Source organism: Streptomyces sp. NPDC002884 (assembly GCF_040295245.1).
GTDB lineage: Bacteria > Actinomycetota > Actinomycetes > Streptomycetales > Streptomycetaceae > Streptomyces.
This window is the reverse complement of the sequence record NZ_JBEOVB010000053.1, coordinates 14929-33740: the sequence shown is the minus strand read 5'-3', so window position 1 is coordinate 33740 and position 18812 is coordinate 14929. Positions and strand designations below refer to the sequence as shown.

General features: G+C 68.9%; 16 protein-coding genes, 1 rRNA gene and 1 riboswitch. Of the genes, 14 read left to right on the top strand and 3 right to left on the bottom strand.

The window, feature by feature from the left end:
* The 12 genes from rrf to ABT070_RS43240 form a co-directional block, all read left to right on the top strand.
* Positions 1-95: ribosomal RNA gene (gene rrf / locus ABT070_RS43295) — 5S ribosomal RNA — on the top strand; the annotation flags it as partial.
* A 109-nt stretch (positions 96-204) separates the two neighbouring features.
* Entirely contained in the window at positions 205-813 is a 609-nt protein-coding gene (gene clsA / locus ABT070_RS43290) for a cardiolipin synthase ClsA (protein ID WP_351768493.1), read from the top strand.
* Positions 814-927: 114 nt separating this feature from the next.
* Complete coding sequence (locus ABT070_RS43285) at positions 928-3423, top strand: sugar phosphate nucleotidyltransferase (RefSeq protein ID WP_351768492.1); 2496 nt, start codon at positions 928-930, stop codon at positions 3421-3423.
* Between the two features lie 97 nt (positions 3424-3520).
* The gene (locus tag ABT070_RS43280) at positions 3521-4426 is read left to right on the top strand and encodes a DUF881 domain-containing protein (protein WP_351768491.1); all 906 of its coding nucleotides are present in this window, start codon (positions 3521-3523) and stop codon (positions 4424-4426) included.
* Positions 4423-4755: a small basic family protein gene (locus tag ABT070_RS43275; protein WP_020133151.1), complete on the top strand. Its 333-nt coding sequence runs from the start codon at positions 4423-4425 to the stop codon at positions 4753-4755. Before ABT070_RS43280 ends, ABT070_RS43275 begins: the two co-directional genes overlap by 4 nt.
* A gap of 5 nt (positions 4756-4760) precedes the next feature.
* Positions 4761-5594, top strand: a complete 834-nt coding sequence (locus ABT070_RS43270; RefSeq protein WP_351768490.1) for a DUF881 domain-containing protein — start codon at positions 4761-4763, stop codon at positions 5592-5594.
* An 82-nt stretch (positions 5595-5676) separates the two neighbouring features.
* Positions 5677-6561, top strand: a complete 885-nt coding sequence (locus ABT070_RS43265) for an FHA domain-containing protein (RefSeq protein WP_351768495.1) — start codon at positions 5677-5679, stop codon at positions 6559-6561.
* Between the two features lie 44 nt (positions 6562-6605).
* Entirely contained in the window at positions 6606-7346 is a 741-nt protein-coding gene (ftsR, locus tag ABT070_RS43260) for a transcriptional regulator FtsR (protein WP_351768489.1), read from the top strand.
* Positions 7347-7430: 84 nt separating this feature from the next.
* The gene (locus ABT070_RS43255) at positions 7431-7904 is read left to right on the top strand and encodes a bifunctional nuclease family protein (RefSeq protein ID WP_004934251.1); all 474 of its coding nucleotides are present in this window, start codon (positions 7431-7433) and stop codon (positions 7902-7904) included.
* A gap of 245 nt (positions 7905-8149) precedes the next feature.
* Positions 8150-8833: a MerR family transcriptional regulator gene (locus ABT070_RS43250; protein WP_351768488.1), complete on the top strand. Its 684-nt coding sequence runs from the start codon at positions 8150-8152 to the stop codon at positions 8831-8833.
* Between the two features lie 67 nt (positions 8834-8900).
* The gene (locus ABT070_RS43245; protein ID WP_351768487.1) at positions 8901-10346 is read left to right on the top strand and encodes a DNA polymerase IV; all 1446 of its coding nucleotides are present in this window, start codon (positions 8901-8903) and stop codon (positions 10344-10346) included.
* Positions 10347-10446: 100 nt separating this feature from the next.
* Entirely contained in the window at positions 10447-10908 is a 462-nt protein-coding gene (locus tag ABT070_RS43240; protein WP_351768486.1) for a nucleotidyltransferase domain-containing protein, read from the top strand.
* A gap of 4 nt (positions 10909-10912) precedes the next feature.
* On the opposite strand, the gene ABT070_RS43235 is transcribed toward ABT070_RS43240, so the two are convergent.
* Positions 10913-11284 (bottom strand): PRC-barrel domain-containing protein, encoded by a 372-nt coding sequence (locus tag ABT070_RS43235; protein WP_351768485.1) that lies wholly within the window; start codon positions 11282-11284, stop codon positions 10913-10915.
* A 111-nt stretch (positions 11285-11395) separates the two neighbouring features.
* Positions 11396-11491: riboswitch (glycine riboswitch) on the top strand.
* A 183-nt stretch (positions 11492-11674) separates the two neighbouring features.
* Between ABT070_RS43235 and gcvP the strand changes: the two genes are divergently transcribed.
* On the top strand, positions 11675-14560 hold the full coding sequence (gene gcvP, locus ABT070_RS43230; protein ID WP_351768484.1) for an aminomethyl-transferring glycine dehydrogenase: 2886 nt from the start codon (positions 11675-11677) through the stop codon (positions 14558-14560).
* 50 nt (positions 14561-14610) lie between these two features.
* Here gcvP and ABT070_RS43225 read toward each other — a convergent pair whose 3' ends face one another.
* Positions 14611-15030, bottom strand: a complete 420-nt coding sequence (locus ABT070_RS43225) for a TOBE domain-containing protein (protein ID WP_351768483.1) — start codon at positions 15028-15030, stop codon at positions 14611-14613.
* A gap of 132 nt (positions 15031-15162) precedes the next feature.
* On the bottom strand, positions 15163-17118 hold the full coding sequence (locus ABT070_RS43220) for an APC family permease (RefSeq protein ID WP_351768482.1): 1956 nt from the start codon (positions 17116-17118) through the stop codon (positions 15163-15165).
* A 397-nt stretch (positions 17119-17515) separates the two neighbouring features.
* Here ABT070_RS43220 and ABT070_RS43215 point away from each other — a divergent pair, with 397 nt between their 5' ends.
* Positions 17516-18808, top strand: a complete 1293-nt coding sequence (locus ABT070_RS43215) for an extracellular solute-binding protein (protein WP_351768481.1) — start codon at positions 17516-17518, stop codon at positions 18806-18808.
* Positions 18809-18812 lie beyond the last annotated feature (4 nt).

Below are 18812 nucleotides of genomic sequence, written 5' to 3'. Positions count from 1 at the left end.
AAACGCCCGGTTACATTCCGAACCCGGAAGCTAAGCCTCACAGCGCCGATGGTACTGCAGGGGGGACCCTGTGGGAGAGTAGGACACCGCCGAACTCCTTTTAGAGCTCTGGCTCTTGGGCATACAGCCCGAGAGCCAGAGCTTTTTTGCGTTGGGGTAAGGTCAGGGGGCATCGTTGGCTCATTTCCTACTGGAGGCCCCCGGGTGGAGGTCCAGGAGACCCGTGTCCAGACAGATCGGGTTCTCACCATCCCGAACATCCTCAGCATGGCGCGTCTCGTCGGCGTGCCCGTGTTCCTGTGGCTGATCCTCCGGCCCGAGTTCGGAGGCCCGCAGAGCGACGGCTGGGCTCTCCTCGTGCTGGCTTTCAGCGGGATCACCGACTATCTGGACGGCAAGCTCGCGCGGCGCTGGAACCAGATCAGCAGCCTCGGCCGGCTCCTCGACCCCGCTGCGGACCGGCTCTACATTCTCTCGACGCTGGTCGGTCTCACCTGGCGGGAGATTCTGCCTGTCTGGTTGACTGCTGCACTTCTGGCCCGCGAGCTGGTTCTGCTGGTGATGGTCGGCATCCTGAGGCGGCACGGCTATCCGCCGCCGCAGGTGAACTTCCTGGGGAAGGCGGCCACCTTCAACCTGATGTACGCCTTCCCGCTGCTTCTGCTCAGTGACGGAAGTGGCTGGCTGGCGTCACTCGCTGCCATTTTCGGATGGGCGTTCGCAGGATGGGGTACAACGCTCTATTGGTGGGCAGGAGTCCTCTACGTGGTACAGGTCCGCCGCCTGGTTCGTGCGGACGCCATGGCCGACTGACCTCGCCGATTGGCAGCTGCGCAGTGGCTCGATGGCCCGCGGACGAAAAGTGCGGGACAATCTGGACGGGTGAAGTCGGCTAGACAGTCGTCTCTTTAGGAGGACGCTTCCGACATGAAGGCCGTCGTGATGGCCGGAGGCGAAGGCACACGCCTTCGCCCTATGACCTCGAGCATGCCCAAGCCGCTCCTGCCGGTGGCCAACCGGCCGATCATGGAGCACGTCCTGAGGCTGCTCAAAAGGCATGGGCTCAACGAGACCGTCGTTACTGTTCAGTTCCTGGCGTCGCTGGTCAAGAACTACTTCGGTGACGGCGAAGAGCTCGGAATGGAGCTCAGCTATGCCAACGAGGAGAAGCCACTCGGTACCGCCGGAAGCGTCAAGAACGCAGAGGAGGCGTTGAAGGACGACGCCTTCGTCGTCATTTCCGGTGATGCCCTCACTGACTTCGACCTCACCGAGCTGATCACCTTCCACAAGGAAAAGGGTGCGCTGGTCACCGTCTGTCTGACGCGCGTGCCCAATCCGCTGGAATTCGGTATCACCATCGTCGATGAAGAGGGCAAGGTCGAACGGTTCCTGGAGAAGCCGACCTGGGGCCAGGTCTTCTCGGACACCGTGAACACGGGCATCTACGTCATGGAGCCGGAGGTATTCGACTACGTCGAGGCCGACGTGCCCGTCGACTGGTCCGGAGACGTCTTTCCGCAGCTGATGAAGGAGGGGAAGCCGGTCTACGGCTTCATCGCCGAAGGCTACTGGGAGGATGTGGGCACGCACGAGAGCTACGTGAAGGCTCAGGCCGACGTGCTCGAAGGCAAGGTCGACGTCGAGATCGACGGGTTCGAGATCTCGCCCGGTGTGTGGGTGGCCGAAGGCGCCGAGGTGCACCCCGATGCCGTTCTTCGCGGTCCTCTCTACATCGGGGACTACGCGAAGGTCGAGGCCGGCGCCGAAATCCGCGAGCACACGGTCATCGGGTCCAACGTCGTCGTGAAGAGCGGGGCCTTCCTGCACAAGGCCGTCGTGCACGACAACGTGTACATCGGTCCGCACAGCAATCTCCGTGGCTGTGTCGTGGGCAAGAACACCGACATCATGAGGGCGGCCCGGATCGAGGACGGCGCCGTCATCGGCGACGAATGCCTGATCGGTGAAGAATCGATCGTGCAGGGCAATGTGCGGGTCTATCCCTTCAAGACCATCGAAGCCGGCGCGTTCGTCAATACGTCGGTGATCTGGGAGTCCCGTGGGCAGGCGCACCTGTTCGGTGCACGCGGGGTGTCCGGAATCCTGAACGTCGAGATCACGCCCGAGCTGGCCGTACGCCTCGCCGGCGCGTATGCCACGACTCTCAAGAAGGGGTCCACGGTCACCACGGCCCGGGACCACTCGCGTGGTGCCCGTGCGCTGAAGCGGGCGGTCATCTCCGCGCTCCAGGCCAGTGCCATCGACGTACGGGACCTGGAGAACGTACCGCTGCCCGTGGCGCGGCAGCAGACTGCGCGGGGGAGCGCCGGCGGGATCATGATCCGGACCTCGCCCGGGGTACCGGATTCCGTCGACATCATGTTCTTCGACGGGCAGGGCGCGGATCTGTCGCAGGGCAGTCAGCGCAAGCTGGACCGGGTGTTCGCGCGGCAGGAGTACCGGCGGGCGTTCCCCGGAGAGATCGGAGACCTGCATTTCCCGGCCAGCGTCTTCGACTCGTACACCGGGTCGCTGCTGCGGAACGTGGACACGACGGGGATCTCCGAGTCCGGACTGAAGGTCGTGGTGGACGCCTCGAACGGCAGCGCCGGGCTGGTGCTGCCGAGTCTCCTGGGGAAGCTCGGGGTGGACTCGCTGACCGTCAATCCCGGTCTGAACGAGGCCAGGCCCACGGAGACGGGGGATCAGCGGCGCTCCGGGCTCGTCCGGCTCGGAGAGATCGTGGCTTCGTCGCGGGCCGCGTTCGGCGTGCGGTTCGACCCTGTGGGTGAGCGGCTCTCGCTCGTCGACGAGAAGGGCCGGATCATCGAGGACGACCGGGCGCTCCTGGTGCTGCTCGACCTGGTGGCCGCGGAGCGGCGCAGCGGGCGGGTCGCGCTGCCGGTGACCACGACGAGGATCGCCGAGCAGGTGGCCGCGTATCACGGGACGCAGGTCGAGTGGACGACGACGTCGCCGGACGACCTCACCCGGGTCGGGCGGGACGAGACGGCCATCTTCGGCGGGGACGGCAAGGGCGGCTTCATCGTCCCGGAGTTCAGCAGCGTCTTCGACGGTACGGCGGCCTTCGTGCGGCTGATCGGGCTGGTGGCGCGGACGCAGCTCACCCTCAGCCAGATCGACGCGCGGATTCCGCGGGCGCACGTCCTGAAGCGGGATCTGGCGACCCCGTGGGCGGTCAAGGGCCTGGTGATGCGGCGGGTCGTGGAGGTGGCCGGAGACCGCTTCGTGGACACCACCGACGGTGTCCGCGTGGTGGAGACGGACGGGCGCTGGGTGATGGTGCTGCCGGACCCGGCCGAGGCCGTCACCCACCTGTGGGCGGAGGGGCCGGACGACGCGTCCGCGCAGGCCCTGCTCGACGAGTGGTCGTCTGTCGTGGACAGCGCCGGCCGCTGAACGACGCGCACGCGCGCGTGCCGGACAAGTGTCCCCAAGGGGGCCTGTCCGGCACGCCGGTGGGGCCATTCGGAGGTACTGGGCGCGACGTGCGACGATGTGCGGCATGCCGCAGCAGCCCCCCGTTCGGAGCACACCCGCGCGCGTGTCGCGCCCGGACGCGTCCATGTCGCTGCTCACCAACGTCATGGACCACAGCCTCGACGACGGTTACGCCGAGGCCGCCGCCCGTAAGCGGGCCGAGGGCGCCGGTGGCCTGCCCAGGACGGTGCGGGCGAAGCTGGGTCTGGCCGTGGGCTTGGTGCTCGCGGCCCTCGTGGTCACCGTCGGTGCGGCGCAGGCGCGGGTCGCGGCGCCGGTCGTCGCCAAGGAGCGCGAGGAACTCATCGACCGTATCGATCGTGAGACCGATGCGGCCGACGAGCTCGAAGGTACCGTCGACAAGCTGCGCGACGATGTGAGCGGCCGGCAGCAGGAGGCGCTCAAGCAGAGCGGCGGCAGTGACCAGGCGGATCTGGTGGGCATCCTGTCAGGCGCCGTCGAGGTGCACGGGCCGGGCGTGAAGCTGGTCGTGGACGACGCCAAGGAAGCGACCACGGGCGGTGACGGCGACCCGCGTGAGACCTCCGGCTTCTCCGACACCGGGCGGGTCCGGGACCGGGACATGCAGCGTGTGGTCAACGGACTGTGGGCGTCGGGTGCCGAGGCCGTCTCCATCAACGGGCAGCGGCTGACGGCGCTGTCGGCGATCAGGGCCGCGGGTGAAGCGATACTGGTCGACAACAAGCCGCTGGTCCCGCCGTACACGGTGCTCGCGGTGGGGGACGGGAAGAACCTCAGCACCAGGTTCCAGAACAGCGCCGACGGGCTGTATCTGAACGCCTTGCAGGAGAACTACGGCATCAGGACGGCCATCTCCGTGGCGGACGACGTCCGGCTGCCCGCCGCACCGAGTGTGATCGTACGTACAGCGCAGCCTAAGACTGAGAAGGGCACATCGTGATCGCCGTACTGGGCCTCGTCGTGGGAGTCGTGGCCGGCCTGTTGGTCCAGCCCGAGGTTCCCGCGGCCGTCGTGCCTTATCTGCCGATCGCCGTGGTGGCGGCGCTCGACGCCGTGTTCGGCGGGCTGCGGGCCATGCTCGACGGGATCTTCGACGACAAGGTGTTCGTCGTGTCGTTCCTGTCGAACGTGGTGGTGGCCGCGCTGATCGTGTTCCTGGGTGACGAGTTGGGTGTGGGATCGCAGCTGTCCACCGGGGTCGTGGTCGTCCTCGGTATCCGGATCTTCTCCAACGCCGCGGCCATCCGCCGGCACGTCTTCCGGGCGTGAGGTCGATGAGCAACCAGGACGAGACGCCTGAGTACAGGCTCCGCAAGGAGCTGCCCGACGAGGTCCCGGTGACGTCGTCCGCCGACGCAGTGGCCGAGAAGCCGGCCGAGCCCGTGGTGACCGGTCGGCAGCGGCTGGTGCAGGGCATCTGGCCGCCGCGCGTGTCGCGGGCCCAACTCATCGTCGCCCTGTTGCTGTTCGGTCTGGGCTTCGGCCTGGCCGTGCAGGTCGCCTCCAACAGCGACAGCGGAAACGCGTTGCGCGGTGCGCGTCAGGAAGATCTCGTACGCATCCTCGATGAACTCGATGACCGCAGTCAGCGTCTTGAGGACGAGAAGCAGGGACTCGAGAAGCAGCAGCAGGAGCTGGAGAACAGCTCCGACCAGGCCGAGGAGGCCCGGAAGCAGACGGTCGAGAAGGAGAAACAACTCGGCATTCTGGCGGGCACGGTGGCTGCGCAGGGGCCCGGCATCACGATGACCATCGAGGACACGAAGGGGACGGTCGAGGCGGACATGTTGCTCGACGCGATCCAGGAGCTGCGCGCGGCCGGGGCCGAGGCGATCCAGGTGAACGGAGTGCGGGTCGTCGCCGGCACCTTCCTGACGGATTCCGGCAAGAGCGTGAGTGTCGACGGGAACAAGATCAACACGCCCTTTCGTTTCAAGGTCATCGGCAACCCGCAGGACCTTGAGCCGGCGCTGAACATTCCTGGAGGAGTGGTGCAGACTCTCGAGAAGGAGCAGGCCACGGTGACCGTCGAGCGGTCGGACAAGATCGTCGTGGATGCCTTGCGAGCGGCGAAGCGGCCTGACTACGCTCGGTCGTCGGGCCAGTGAACCGGGGGTGCATGGGGGGCATCCGGCAGGGGCATGAGGTTGCGGGGGGTCGACGCACCGATCGGGTGGTGCGTGGTGGAAACTGTCTGGTGGACACGGACGTTGTGAAGATGTCCGGGTCGGCCGGTGTATTCAGTCAGGGTTCGTCCTGCCCCACGGGCGGGTCTGTTTCGGTCAAGGGGAATCGCCCGTGAAGTTGTTTGCGAAGTTGTTCGGCAAGAGCGCGCGAGAGGGCAGCGACAACGCGACCGCTCGCCATCGCGCACAGCCTGACGCAGAGGGTCAGCGGCCGCTGTTCAGGGATCAGGTGGCTGGTCAGGGCGGCGACATTTCCGGAGGCCAGGGCGCGGCGTCTGTTGACCCTGCGCAGTCCGGCGGCATAGGTTTCGGCCAACCGTCAACCTCAAGTACGGGTGGAGGGTTTTCCCCTATGTCGGCCCTGGTGTGTACGAGGTGCGGTAACCGCAACGCGGAGAACAGCCGCTTCTGCTCCAACTGCGGCGCGCCGCTGCGTCCCGGGCTGACGCCCGAGCGGCCGTCGGAGACGACCTCCACCATTTCCATCTCCGGTCTCGAGGCCTACGACGCCGAGGTCACCGGTCAGACGCAGCTGCCCGCGCTCTCACCCGAGGCGCAGGCCGCCGTCGACGCGCTGCCGCTGGGTTCCGCCCTGCTGGTCGTGCGACGCGGACCGAACTCGGGCAGCCGTTTCCTTCTGGACGGCGACCTGACGACGGCCGGTCGTCACCCGCAGAGCGACATCTTCCTGGACGACGTGACGGTCTCGCGTCGCCACGTGGAGTTCCGGCGCAACCAGGACGGCACGTTCAAGGTGGCGGACGTCGGCAGTCTGAACGGCACGTACGTCAACCGGGAGCGGATCGACGAGGTTCCTCTGTCGAACGGTGACGAGGTGCAGATCGGCAAGTACCGGCTGGTCTTCTACGCGAGCCAGCGGGGCTTCTGACCGGCCCCCGGGCACCGTCCGGGGGGACTCCCCAGGGAAGGTCCATGCTTCAAACACCGAGGGGCGGTGTCGGACACGACACCGCCGCCGCGGACGGTGGTCCGATGAGCATCGGTACGGTGCTGAACGCGCTGCGCGACGAGTTTCCCGAAGTGACGATCTCCAAGATCCGTTTCCTGGAGTCGGAAGGGCTCATCGAGCCGCAGCGGACCCCTTCGGGGTACCGGAAGTTCAGTGTGCAGGACGTCGAGCGCCTCGGTCACGTCCTGCGGATGCAGCGGGACCACTATCTGCCGCTCAAGGTCATCCGGGAGCACCTGGACGCCATGGAGCGCGGTGAGGCCGCGCCGTTGCCGACCGTGGGCCGGCAGCGGGACGGCGAGGCCGTGCTGGTGGAGCCGTCGGAAGCGCCCACGGTCGCCAGGATCGGTCGGTCCGAGCTGCTGGCGGCGGCGGGGATCGGTGAGCCGGAGCTCCAGGAGTGGGAGTCGTACGGTCTCGTCGTGCCGTTGGAGGACGGGGTCTACGACGCCGAGGCGGCCACGGTGGCGGCGCTGGTCTCCGAGCTGGGCAGGTTCGGGATCGAGCCCCGACACCTGCGGGTGATGAAGGCCGCGGCCGATCGTGAGGCCGGGCTCGTGGACCAGGTGGTGGCCCCGCTCAAGCGCCACCGCAATCCGCAGACCAGGGCTCACGCGCAGGCCCGTACGAAGGAACTGGCGGGGCTCACGGTGCGGCTGCACGCGGCGTTGGTGCAGACGGCGCTCGGGGTGCGGCTGCCCTGAGCGGGCGGTTTCGCCCTGGGCGGATCGGTCACCCGTTCCCGGCCCGACTACCCAAACGTCCCGGGCACGGCCTAGGGTTGCTGTGTGAACGAGCTCGATGTCGTAGGTGTCCGGGTCGAGATGCCCTCCAACCAACCGATCGTGCTGCTGCGTGAAGTGGGAGGCGACCGTTACCTTCCCATCTGGATCGGACCGGGTGAGGCGACGGCGATCGCCTTCGCCCAGCAGGGCATGGCTCCCGCGCGACCGCTGACCCACGACCTGTTCAAGGACGTGCTGGAAGCCGTCGGCCAGGAGCTCACCGAGGTGCGCATCACGGACCTGCGGGAGGGCGTCTTCTACGCGGAGCTGGTTTTCGCCAGCGGGGTCGAGGTGAGCGCGCGTCCGTCGGACGCCATAGCGCTGGCGTTGCGTACGGGGACACCGATCTACGGCAGTGACACGGTGCTGGACGACGCGGGGATCGCCATCCCGGACGAGCAGGAGGACGAGGTGGAGAAGTTCCGCGAGTTCCTCGACCAGATCTCGCCGGAGGACTTCGGCACCAGCAACCAGTAGTCGGCACATGCGCGGAACGCGGGCGTCCTGCACGGGGACGCCCGCCCTGTTCTCGGCAAATGCCAACGGCGAGTGAGAGCGTCCTACGGCTACTTCTCAGCGCATTCGGCTAGCCTTTCCCCGCGACGGGGTGCGGGAAACCACTCTCAGGGTGATTATCACTCGGCGTGCCGAGTGTGGCGATCGTTGACGCACCCCTGGTGACTGCCTACCGTCGACAAGGCAGGTCAAGGACGGAGGTCGGCGTGAGAAGCAGCGGCGACGGTACGGCTGGGGGTGCCCCCGGACTCGGTGTCGGGGGAAGCGGTCCGTACCCTTCCCCGGGCTCTCCAGCACGCTCTAGCAGGGCGTATCCCCAGCAGAGCAGCGCGGCCGATCACGCACCGCAGCGACCGGCGGCCGTGCCGAGCAGCGGAGGGGCGACGTCCATGGCGTCCGAGCAGATCGGCTATCGCGGACCGACGGCCTGCGCGGCCGCGGGCATCACCTACCGGCAACTGGACTACTGGGCCCGCACCGGGCTGGTCGAGCCGAGCGTGCGGCCCGCCCACGGGTCCGGAACGCAGCGTCTGTACAGCTTCCGGGACGTCGTCGTCCTGAAGATCGTCAAGCGGTTCCTCGACACCGGGGTGTCGCTCCAGAACATCCGCACCGCCGTGCAGCATCTGCGGGAGCGCGGGTTCAGCGACCTGGAGCGCATGACGCTGATGAGCGACGGCGCCACCGTCTACGAGTGCACCTCCCCGGACGAGGTCCACGCACTGCTCCAGGGCGGTCAGGGCATCTTCGGGATCGCCGTGGGCGTGGTGTGGCGGGACGTCGAGAGCGCGCTGTCGCAGTTGCACGGGGAGCGTGTCGACACCGGGGAGACGCTCGTCGGGCACAACCCGGCGGACGAACTCGCACGTCGGCGCAACCGGGCGGTCTGAAGCCCCCTCCAGGGCGCGGGGCGGCCGCACGACGTCATTGTCAGTGGCGTGGTGCAGCATCGGACATGTGAGAAACGCGCCCACGATCCTGCATCTCGACATGGATGCCTTCTTCGCACAGGCGGAGCAGGCGTCCAAGCCGAGCCTGCGCGGGAAAGCCGTGGTCGTGGGCGGTCTGGGGCCGCGCGGAGTGGTCGCCACCGCCTCCTACGAGGCGCGGGTCTTCGGAGTGAACTCGGCGATGCCCATGGCCCAGGCGCGCCGGCGGGCTCCGAACGCCGCGTATCTGGTTCCGCGCTTCGCGTTCTACCGGTCGATCAGCGAGCAGGTCATGGGGCTGCTGCGGGCCCTGTCGCCACTGGTGGAGCCGCTGAGTCTGGACGAGGCATTCGTGGACCTGGATGCCGGGGGAGCGGCCTGGGACAGCGAGTCGGCGCGGCTGGCGGGGATCAGGCTGCGCGCGGACATACGGGCCGTCACCGGGCTCACGGGTTCCGTGGGTCTGGCCTCCTGCAAGATGCTGGCGAAGATCGCCTCGGAGCAGGCGAAGCCCGACGGGCTGGTGCTCATCGAGCCGGGGACCGAGCGGGCCCTGCTCGGCCCGTTGTCGGTGCGGACCCTGCCGGGGGTCGGCCCGGCGACGGGGGACCATCTGCGGCGGGCCGGCATCACCACGATCGACGAGATCGCCGAGGCCGGTGAGGACGAGCTGGTGCGGCTGCTGGGCAAGGCGCACGGGCACGCGCTGTACGCCATGGCGCTGGCCCGTGACGACCGGCCGGTGGTGGCGGAGCGGGAGGCCAAGTCGGTGTCGGTCGAGGACACGTACGACGTGGACATCCACGACCGGGTCCGGGTGGAGCTGGAGGTGCAGCGGCTCGCCGACCGGTGTGTGCGCCGGCTGCGGGGGGCCGGTCTGTCCGGGCGGACCATCGTGCTGAAGGTGCGGCGGTACGACTTCTCCACGCTCACCCGGTCCGAGACCCTGCGTGGGCCCACCGACGATCCGACGGTGGTCAGGGAGGCGGCTGCCCGGTTGCTGGACTCGGTGGACACGACGGGCGGGGTCCGGCTTCTCGGGGTGGGCGTGAGCGGGCTGGCGGACTTCACGCAGGAGGATCTGTTCGCGCAGGCCGCCGAGGACCGGGTGGAGGGGGCCGAGGAGGAGCCGGTGGACGAGCCCGTCGGCGAGGCGCCGGTCCCGGTCGAGCGCCAGTGGCGCCCGGGACACGATGTGCGGCATGCCGAGCTCGGACACGGATGGGTGCAGGGCAGCGGGTTGGGCCGGGTCACCGTGCGGTTCGAGACACCCGAGTCGGAGCCGGGACGGGTACGCACTTTCCGGACGGACGATCCGGGGCTGGAGCCGGCGGATCCGTTGCCGCTGGTGCGAAGGAGACCCGACGCTGAGGGGGCGCCGAGCGCGAGACCCGACGACGAGGGCGCGCCGAGCGCAGGAGCGCCGCATCCGGAGACGAACTCGCCGACGGTGGAGACCGGGAACTCTGCGTGAGGCGGATCAGTTACACAGAGTGAAGCGGTGCGAAGTCCGGGGTGGGTCGGAGCGGTGCCGGTGTTCCGCGAGGTGACATCGGTGAGGGATGAGGAGCTGCATGAAGCTGCACGGAGGTCAGTTCGCGGATCCGGCCGGGGTGTCGCCGGAGCGGGAACACGAGGTGCGCCGGGTGGTGGACCGGGTCACCCGGTGGGCCGGGAACCGGAGCGACGTGGTGGGGCTGCTGCTCGTCGGGGCCGTCGCACGCGAGGCGGCGGGTCCCGACTCGGATGTGCACCTCGTGGTGTTGTCGACCGTGCCCGCCCGGTACACCGAGGACGACGGGTGGGCGGGTGAGCTGGGCCTGGGGGAGGTGGTCCGCGTCGGGGAACGGGGGCCCGTCACCGAATGGCGGTATGCGACCGCCTCCGGTCTGGCGGTCGAGGTGGGCGTCGGCTCCGCCCACTGGGCGCGGACCGATCCGGTCGACGCCGGCACGCGAAGAGTCGTCACGGGCGGCGCCCGGCCGCTGTACGACCCCGCCGGGATTCTCGGGGCGCTGATACGGGCCTGCGGCTGAGGGTTCAGCTGTCGTCCGTGCCGGCCAGCCGGCCGAAGTCGTGGTCGGGGATCGGGGGAGGGGCGCCCACGTCGAGGCCGTAGTGGTGATAGAGCTGGAGTTCCTGCTCCGGGGAGAGGTGGCGGCCCACGCCGAAGTCCGGTGCGTCCTTGATCAGGGCCCGGTCGAAGGGGATGCGCAGGGCGCCCTCGACCAGTTGGCTGGGCTCCAGGGGCACGAACGCGTCGCGGGAGAACAGACCGGTGCGTATGGCCGCCCACTCCGGTACCCCGGTCGCGTCGTCGAGGTAGACCTCGTCGACGGTGCCGATCTTGGTGCCGTTGCGGTCGAACGCCTTGCGGCCGATCAGGTTGCGCGGATCGATGTCGGTCTGCACGGGCCCTCCACTTATCGCAACTCATCCGTAAGCACTACAAAAGAGCACATTGGGACGGGCGGCCACTCGAGCGAGTCTCGTTGACCCCGCTGGTACTCTGACAACGGCTGCTGACACCGCGCGGGAGAGTCCTCCGGACATCACCGGAGGCGCCGAAGGAGCAAATCCTCCCCGGAATCTCTCAGGCTCACGTACCGCACGGACGAGGTCACTCTGGAAAGCAGGGCGGGTGCCGACGGCGTCGACGGCTTCCGCTCTCACCGACGGTGAAAGCCGGGTGCCCTCGGGCGGCCCGGTGAAGCTCTCAGGTTGAGATGACAGAGGGGGAGGCCGTCCGGGTACCCACCGTGGTGACCCTCGAAGGTCGTGTCAGACCAGGAGGCCTCCGTAATGACCGCCCATCGCATTCCGCTCGCAGAGCTCGAGCAGGGTATTCCCTTCGAACAGCGCCACATCGGGCCCGACCTCGAGGCGCGGGCCAAGATGCTCGCACAGGTCGGCTACGGCTCGCTCGACGAGCTCACCGCCGCAGCGGTCCCCGATGTGATCAAGAACGCCGACGCACTGGACCTGCCGGGCGCGCGTACCGAGGCCGAGGTGCTGGCCGAGCTGCGCTCGCTGGCCGACCGCAACCAGGTCCTCGACCCGATGATCGGGCTCGGCTACTACGGGACGTTCACACCGCCCGTCATCCTGCGCAACGTCATGGAGAACCCGGCCTGGTACACGGCCTACACGCCGTACCAGCCGGAGATCTCGCAGGGCCGGCTCGAGGCGCTGCTGAACTTCCAGACCGTGGTCGCCGATCTCACCGGGCTGCCGACCTCCGGCGCGTCACTGCTCGACGAGGGCACCGCCGCCGCCGAGGCGATGGCGCTGTCCCGGCGCATGGGGAAGAACAAGAAGGGCCTCTTCCTCATCGACGCGGACGCGCTGCCGCAGACCATCGCCGTGATCGAGACCCGCGCCGAGCCGACGGGCGTGGAGATCGTCGTCGCCGACCTGAGCGACGGGATCCCGGCGGAGATCGCCGCGCGGGAGATCAACGGCGTGCTCGTCCAGTACCCCGGCGCCTCCGGTGCCGTACGCGACCTCAAGGCGATCGTCGACCAGGCGCACGGGCTCGGCGCGCTCGTCACCGTCGCCGCGGACCTGCTCGCGCTGACGCTGCTCAAGTCGCCGGGCGAGCTGGGCGCGGACATCGCGGTCGGTACGACGCAGCGGTTCGGTGTGCCGATGGGCTTCGGCGGGCCGCACGCCGGTTACATGGCCGTCCGTGAGCAGTTCGCGCGCAGTCTGCCCGGGCGGCTGGTGGGCGTGTCGGTGGACGCCGACGGGCACAAGGCCTACCGGCTCGCACTCCAGACGCGTGAGCAGCACATCCGGCGCGAGAAGGCCACCAGCAACATCTGCACGGCGCAGGTGCTGCTGGCGGTCATGGCGGGGATGTACGCCGTCTACCACGGTCCCGACGGGCTGCGGGCGATCGCCCGGCGCACGCACCGGTACGCCTCGATCCTCGCTGCCGGGCTCACGGCCGGCGGTGTCGAGGTGGTGCACGGGTCGTACTTCGACACGCTGACCGTGCGGGTGCCGGGGAAGGCCTCCGAGGTCGTCGCCGCCGCGCGGGAGCTCGGGGTCAACCTGCACCTCGTCGACGCCGACCAGGTGTCGATCGCCTGCGACGAGACGACCGCTCGGGCGCAGGTGTCCGCCGTCTGGGCCGCCTTCGGGGTGGACGGCGACATCGAGTCGCTCGACGCGGCCACCGCCGACTCGCTGCCCGCCGGGCTGCTGCGGTCCGACGCGATCCTGACGCACCCCGTCTTCCACCAGCACCGTTCCGAGACCGCGATGCTGCGCTATCTGCGCCGGCTCGCCGACCGGGACTACGCGCTGGACCGGGGCATGATCCCGCTGGGCTCCTGCACCATGAAGCTCAACGCGACCACCGAGATGGAGCCGGTCACCTGGCCCGAGTTCGGGCAGCTGCACCCCTTCGCGCCGGCCGAGCAGGCGGAGGGCTACCTGACGCTCATCCGTGAGCTGGAGGAGCGGCTCGCGGAGGTCACCGGGTACGACAACGTGTCGCTGCAGCCGAACGCCGGGTCGCAGGGCGAGCTGGCCGGGCTGCTCGCCGTCCGCGGGTACCACCGCGGCAACGGGGACGACCAGCGGACCGTGTGTCTCATCCCGTCCTCCGCGCACGGCACGAACGCGGCCAGTGCCGTGATGGCGGGCATGAAGGTCGTCGTCGTGAAGACCGCCGAGGACGGCGAGATCGACGTCGAGGACCTGCGGGCGAAGATCGAGCGGCACCGGGACGAGCTGTCGGTGCTGATGATCACCTACCCGTCGACGCACGGGGTGTTCGAGGAGCATGTCGCCGACATCTGCGCCCAGGTGCACGAGGCGGGCGGGCAGGTGTACGTCGACGGCGCCAACCTCAACGCGCTCGTCGGTCTCGCCAAGCCGGGGCACTTCGGCGGTGACGTGTCGCACCTGAACCTGCACAAGACCTTCTGCATCCCCCACGGGGGCGGCGGCCCGGGCGTCGGGCCCGTCGCCGTACGGTCGCATCTGGCGCCGTACCTGCCGAACCACCCGCTCCAGCCCGCCGCCGGGCCGGACACCGGGGTGGGCCCGGTCTCCGCGGCTCCCTGGGGTTCCGCGGGGATACTGCCGATCTCGTGGGCGTATGTGCGGCTCATGGGCGGCGAGGGGCTCAAGCGGGCCACGCAGGTGGCCGTGCTGAGCGCCAACTACATCGCCAAGCGGCTGGAGCCGCACTACCCGGTGCTCTACAACGGGCCGGGCGGGCTGGTCGCGCACGAGTGCATCATCGACCTGCGGCCGCTGACCAAGGCGACCGGCGTGAGCGTCGACGACGTCGCCAAGCGGCTCATCGACTACGGGTTCCACGCGCCGACGATGTCGTTCCCGGTGGCCGGGACGCTGATGATCGAGCCGACCGAGTCCGAGGACCTGATCGAGATCGACCGTTTCTGCGAGGCGATGATCGCCATCCGCGCGGAGATCGAGAAGGTCGGGGCGGGCGAGTGGCCGGCCGAGGACAACCCGCTGAGCGGCGCCCCGCACACGGCGGCCGCGCTGGGCGGGGAGTGGGAGCACGCGTACACGCGTGAGGAGGCCGTCTTCCCGGCCGGTGTGTCGGCCGCCGACAAGTACTGGCCGCCGGTGCGCCGGATCGACCAGGCCTTCGGTGACCGGAACCTGGTCTGCTCGTGCCCGCCGCTGGACGCGTACGAGGACTGAGCGAGTGGGTGAGGGCCCCCGTCCGTTCCGGGCGGGGGCCCTCACGCGCTCTACGCCGTCGCCAGGGACACCTCGGTCGCCTTGATGAGCGCGACGACGTCGGAGCCGACGAAGAGGCCGAGGTCGGTGGCCGCTTCCTTGGTGATCACGGCGGTGACTTCGCCCCCGTCCATGGAGACCTTGACCGAGGCCATGACCTCGCCCGTCACGAGGCCGGTGATCGCGCCGGTGAGCTGGTTGCGGATCGAGAGTCCGTCGACCCGGCCGGTGGCCAGGGAGACCTCCGTCGACTTCACCAGAGCGCGGACGGCGGTGCCGGCGGTGAGGGCGAGTTGGTTCACGGCCTCCAGCGTGATGGCCGCCGTGAGGTCCTGGCCGCCGTCCAGACGGATCTTGACGATGGCCATCACCTCACCGGGACGGACGGCGGTGACGGTGCCGGGGAGTTGGTTGCGGATGCTCAGGCTCATGGGCGTCAACGGTAGGCCGCCGGGCGCCTTATGTGGCGTATGTGCAGGTGTGCGTCGCCTTGACGGCGTCGGGGCGCGCCGGGGCGACGACCCGGGACCGGGACCGGGACCGGGAGCGGGAGCGGGAGCGGGTCAGCCCGTGTGGACGCGGGGGCGGCGGTCGCGGTCCGGTTCGGCCTCGCGCAGGACCTCCCGGGTGACCGGGGCCACCTCGCCCTGGCCGAAGAGGAAGAAGCGCAGGAAGTTGGCGAAGGGGTTGCCCTCGGTCCACTCGAAGTAGATGTGCGGGATGCAGCCGGTGGAGTCACGGGTGTGCAGCAGCAGTGCGGCCAGGGCGTTCGAGATGGAGGAGGACTCCAGGGTCAGGACGCGGTAGCGGTTGTGCAGTACCTCGCCGCGCACGGTCAGGCCCGACTCGAACTCGGAGGGGTCGACGACGGTGACCTCGACGAAGACGAAATCCTCCCCGGGGATGTCGTTGTCCTGCCGGATCTGTTCGATCTTGTCGCGGTACTCGGCCTTGTCGCGCTGGTCGGGCTCGTTGGCGATGAACCGTATCTTGCGGCTGGCCATGTCCCGGATGAAACGTTCCGCCATGTCGTCCAGCGTCACGCTGGTCACGCGGAGCTCGAAGGCCCGGGCCAGCCGGGACAGCAGCGAGACCAGGATGATTCCCGCGATGAAGCAGGCGCCGATCTTCACGCCGTCGGGGCGCTCGATGACGTTCACGACGGTCACGTAGAGCAGGACCGCCGAGACCACGGCGAAACCGACCGTCCAGCCCCGCTGCCGGGCGCGGCGGGCGGCGATGGTCACCGCGATCGCCGCCGAGGACATCAGGACCAGCACGCCGGTGGCGTAGGCGCCGCCCTGGGCGTCGACGTCGGCGTCGAAGATCCAGGTGACGAGGAAGGCGACGAGGGTGAAGACGATGACCATGGGGCGCACGGCGCGGGCCCAGTGCGGGGCCATGCCGTAGCGGGGGAGATAGCGGGGCATCAGGTTGAGCAGCCCCGCCATCGCGGAGGCGCCGGCGAACCACAGGATGGCGATCGTCGAGACGTCGTACACCGTGCCGAAGGCGTTGCCCAGGTACTCGTGGGCGAGGTACGCGAGGGCGCGTCCGTTGGCCTGGCCGCCGGACTCGAACTCCTTCTCCGGGATCAGCACCGTGGTGATGAAGCTGGTCGCGATGAGGAAGACGCTCATGATCAGGGCGGCGGTCGTCAGCAGCTTCTTCGTGTCGCGGATACGGCCCCTGGGGTTCTCCGCGGTGTCGTCCGGGTCGCCCTGGACGTGCGGCATGACCGCGACGCCGGTCTCGAAGCCGGACAGGCCCAGCGCGAGCTTGGGGAAGACGAGCAGGGAGACGCCGATCATCGCGAACACGTTGCCGTGCTCGGCGGTCAGGGCGTCGGCCCAGTCGGTCACGACATGGCCCTCGGTGAGCACATGCCCCAGACCGACGACCACGACGACGACGTTCAGGCCGAGATAGACGACGACCAGCGCGACCGCGACGCCGATGGCCTCCAGGAAGCCCTTGAGGAACACGGCGCCGAGCAGGGCGACGAGGACGAGCGTGATCACCATCTGCCGGTCGTGCAGAGTGCTGGTCAGGTGCGGGTTCTCGACCAGGTGGGTGGAGGCGTCCGCCGCGGACAGGGTGATCGTGATCAGGAAGTCGGTGGCGGCGAACCCGAGCAGGGTCAGGACGAACAGCTTGCCCTTCCAGAAGGACAGCAGCCGTTCCAGCATGGCGATCGAGCCCTCGCCGTGCGGACTCTCCTCGGCGACGCGCCGGTAGACCGGCAGGGCGCCCAGCAGGGTGACGAGCACCAGCACGATCGTCGCCACCGGGGAGAGCAGGCCGGCCGCGAGGGCGGCGATGCCCGGCTGGTAGCCGAGGGTCGAGAAGTAGTCGACACCCGTCAGGCACATCACCCGGTACCAGCGCTGGCCCTTGTGCTCGGGCGCGGCACCGGTCTTCGGAGCCGCCGGCTGAGCGTGACCCTTGCCCATGTCGGAGAGGCCCTCCAGCATCCAGGCGCGCAGGCGACCGGGAGGAGGGTGCTCGGTGGTGGCCATCGACGTGCTCCTGATGTGCGGGTCGGCGTGTGGTTTCGGCCATCACGCGGACGGCGGAATCAGCGTAAGCGGAGAGTGACGCCCGGGCCCCTGGATCATGGGCCGGACGGCGTCAAGCTTCCGTTAAGACTGGTCGCGGGGCGGACACGCAGTGTGACGTACCGCCGGGTTCGTTTCCGGCCGCCGGATCATCACTCCCGCACGCTTCGTAATGTTCGCCGAATGATCCGAATGTTTCGACGTCTTCTGGTGCCTCGCTGCGCCTTCTTTTGTGAACAGACCCCCGGATTCCCTGTGTTCAAGGGGTTGCCACCCGTCGGAGGGTGTCTCTAGGGTGCGGCAGCAGCGAAGCTTTCTGGATCTGGTTCGAAACTTTCGATCTATCAAGGAGCGCAAGATGGGCGACCCGGCACTCTCCCGCCGTGGCTTCCTGGCGGTTTCCGCCGCGGCCGGTCTGAGCATGACGGCACTGAGCGCCTGCGGCGGCGACTCGGACGGAGGGTCGTCGGGGACGACCACCATCGAGTGGTGGAACATCTCCACCACCCAGCCGACGAAGGACGTCTGGGCCGGTCTCGCCAAGCAGTTCGAGGCCCAGAACCCCAAGGTGAAGATCAAGATCGTGCAGTTGGAGAACGACGCCTACAAGTCGAAGATGACGGCGCTCACCGCCTCCGGGAAGCTGCCCGACATCTTCCACACCTGGGGCGGCGGTGTCCTGAAGCAGCAGGTCGACGCCGGGCTCGTCGAGGACCTCACGGAGCGGACGAAGGAGTGGGGCGACGCCCTGCTCCCGGTCGCCCGCGAGCCCTACCTGCTCGACAAGAAGGCGTACGGCGTCCCGTTCGACATCGGCATGATCGGGTTCTGGTACAACAAGGCGCTCTTCCAGCAGGCCGGGATCAGCGCGCCCCCGACCACCTGGAGCGGCTTCCTCGACGCGGTGCGCAAGCTGAAGGCCGCCAAGATCACCCCGCTGGCGCTCGCGGGCAAGGAGAAGTGGCCCGGCATGTACTACTGGGCGTATCTCGCGATGCGCACCGCCGGCGTCGACGCCCTGCGCGAGGCCGGGGAGGGCAAGGACTTCACCGGGGACGGGTTCGTCCAGGCCGGGCAGCACCTCCAGGACCTCGTCGACCTCCAGCCGTTCCAGAAGGGCTTCCTCGGCGCCGCCTACTCCAGCCCCACCGGCCAGGCCGCCGCCGTCGGCAACGGCAAGGCGGCGATGGAACTCATGGGCCAGTGGGCGCCGGTGGTGGAGGCCGACGCGGGCAAGGGGCTCGGCGCGAACCTCGGCTTCTTCCCGTTCCCGGCGGTCGACGGCGGCAAGGGTGTCATCACCGAGGTGTTCGGCGGAGGCGGCGGGCACGCCCTGCGCAAGAACGCCCCGCAGGCGGCCGTCGACTTCCTGAAGTTCTTCGCCACCGCCGCCACGGACACCGAACTGGTCAAGAAGACCGGGGTGCTGCCCGTCGTGCCGGCCGCCGAGAGCGCCATCACCGACCCCAACATCAAGGCCGTACAGACCCAGTTGAAGGCCGCCACCGGCTTCCAGCTCTACCTCGACCAGGCCTACGCGCCGGCCCTCGGCCAGGAGGTCAACGACAGCGTCGCCGCCCTCATCGCCGGGTCCAAGTCGGCCCAGCAGGTCACCGAGTCGATCACCAAGGTCGCGAAGGAAGAGCAGTAGCCGG

Excerpts from the sequence above, each read along its gene's own strand:
- ABT070_RS43285 (WP_351768492.1), top strand. The coding sequence starts at position 928 with ATGAAGGCCGTCGTGATGGCCGGAGGCGAAGGCACACGCCTTCGCCCT.
- ABT070_RS43280 (WP_351768491.1), top strand. The coding sequence starts at position 3,521 with ATGTGCGGCATGCCGCAGCAGCCCCCCGTTCGGAGCACACCCGCGCGC.
- ABT070_RS43270 (WP_351768490.1), top strand. The coding sequence starts at position 4,761 with ATGAGCAACCAGGACGAGACGCCTGAGTACAGGCTCCGCAAGGAGCTG.
- ftsR (WP_351768489.1), top strand. The coding sequence starts at position 6,606 with ATGCTTCAAACACCGAGGGGCGGTGTCGGACACGACACCGCCGCCGCG.
- ABT070_RS43240 (WP_351768486.1), top strand. The coding sequence starts at position 10,447 with ATGAAGCTGCACGGAGGTCAGTTCGCGGATCCGGCCGGGGTGTCGCCG.
- gcvP (WP_351768484.1), top strand. The coding sequence starts at position 11,675 with ATGACCGCCCATCGCATTCCGCTCGCAGAGCTCGAGCAGGGTATTCCC.
- ABT070_RS43225 (WP_351768483.1), bottom strand. The coding sequence starts at position 15,030 with ATGAGCCTGAGCATCCGCAACCAACTCCCCGGCACCGTCACCGCCGTC.
- ABT070_RS43220 (WP_351768482.1), bottom strand. The coding sequence starts at position 17,118 with ATGGCCACCACCGAGCACCCTCCTCCCGGTCGCCTGCGCGCCTGGATG.
- ABT070_RS43215 (WP_351768481.1), top strand. The coding sequence starts at position 17,516 with ATGGGCGACCCGGCACTCTCCCGCCGTGGCTTCCTGGCGGTTTCCGCC.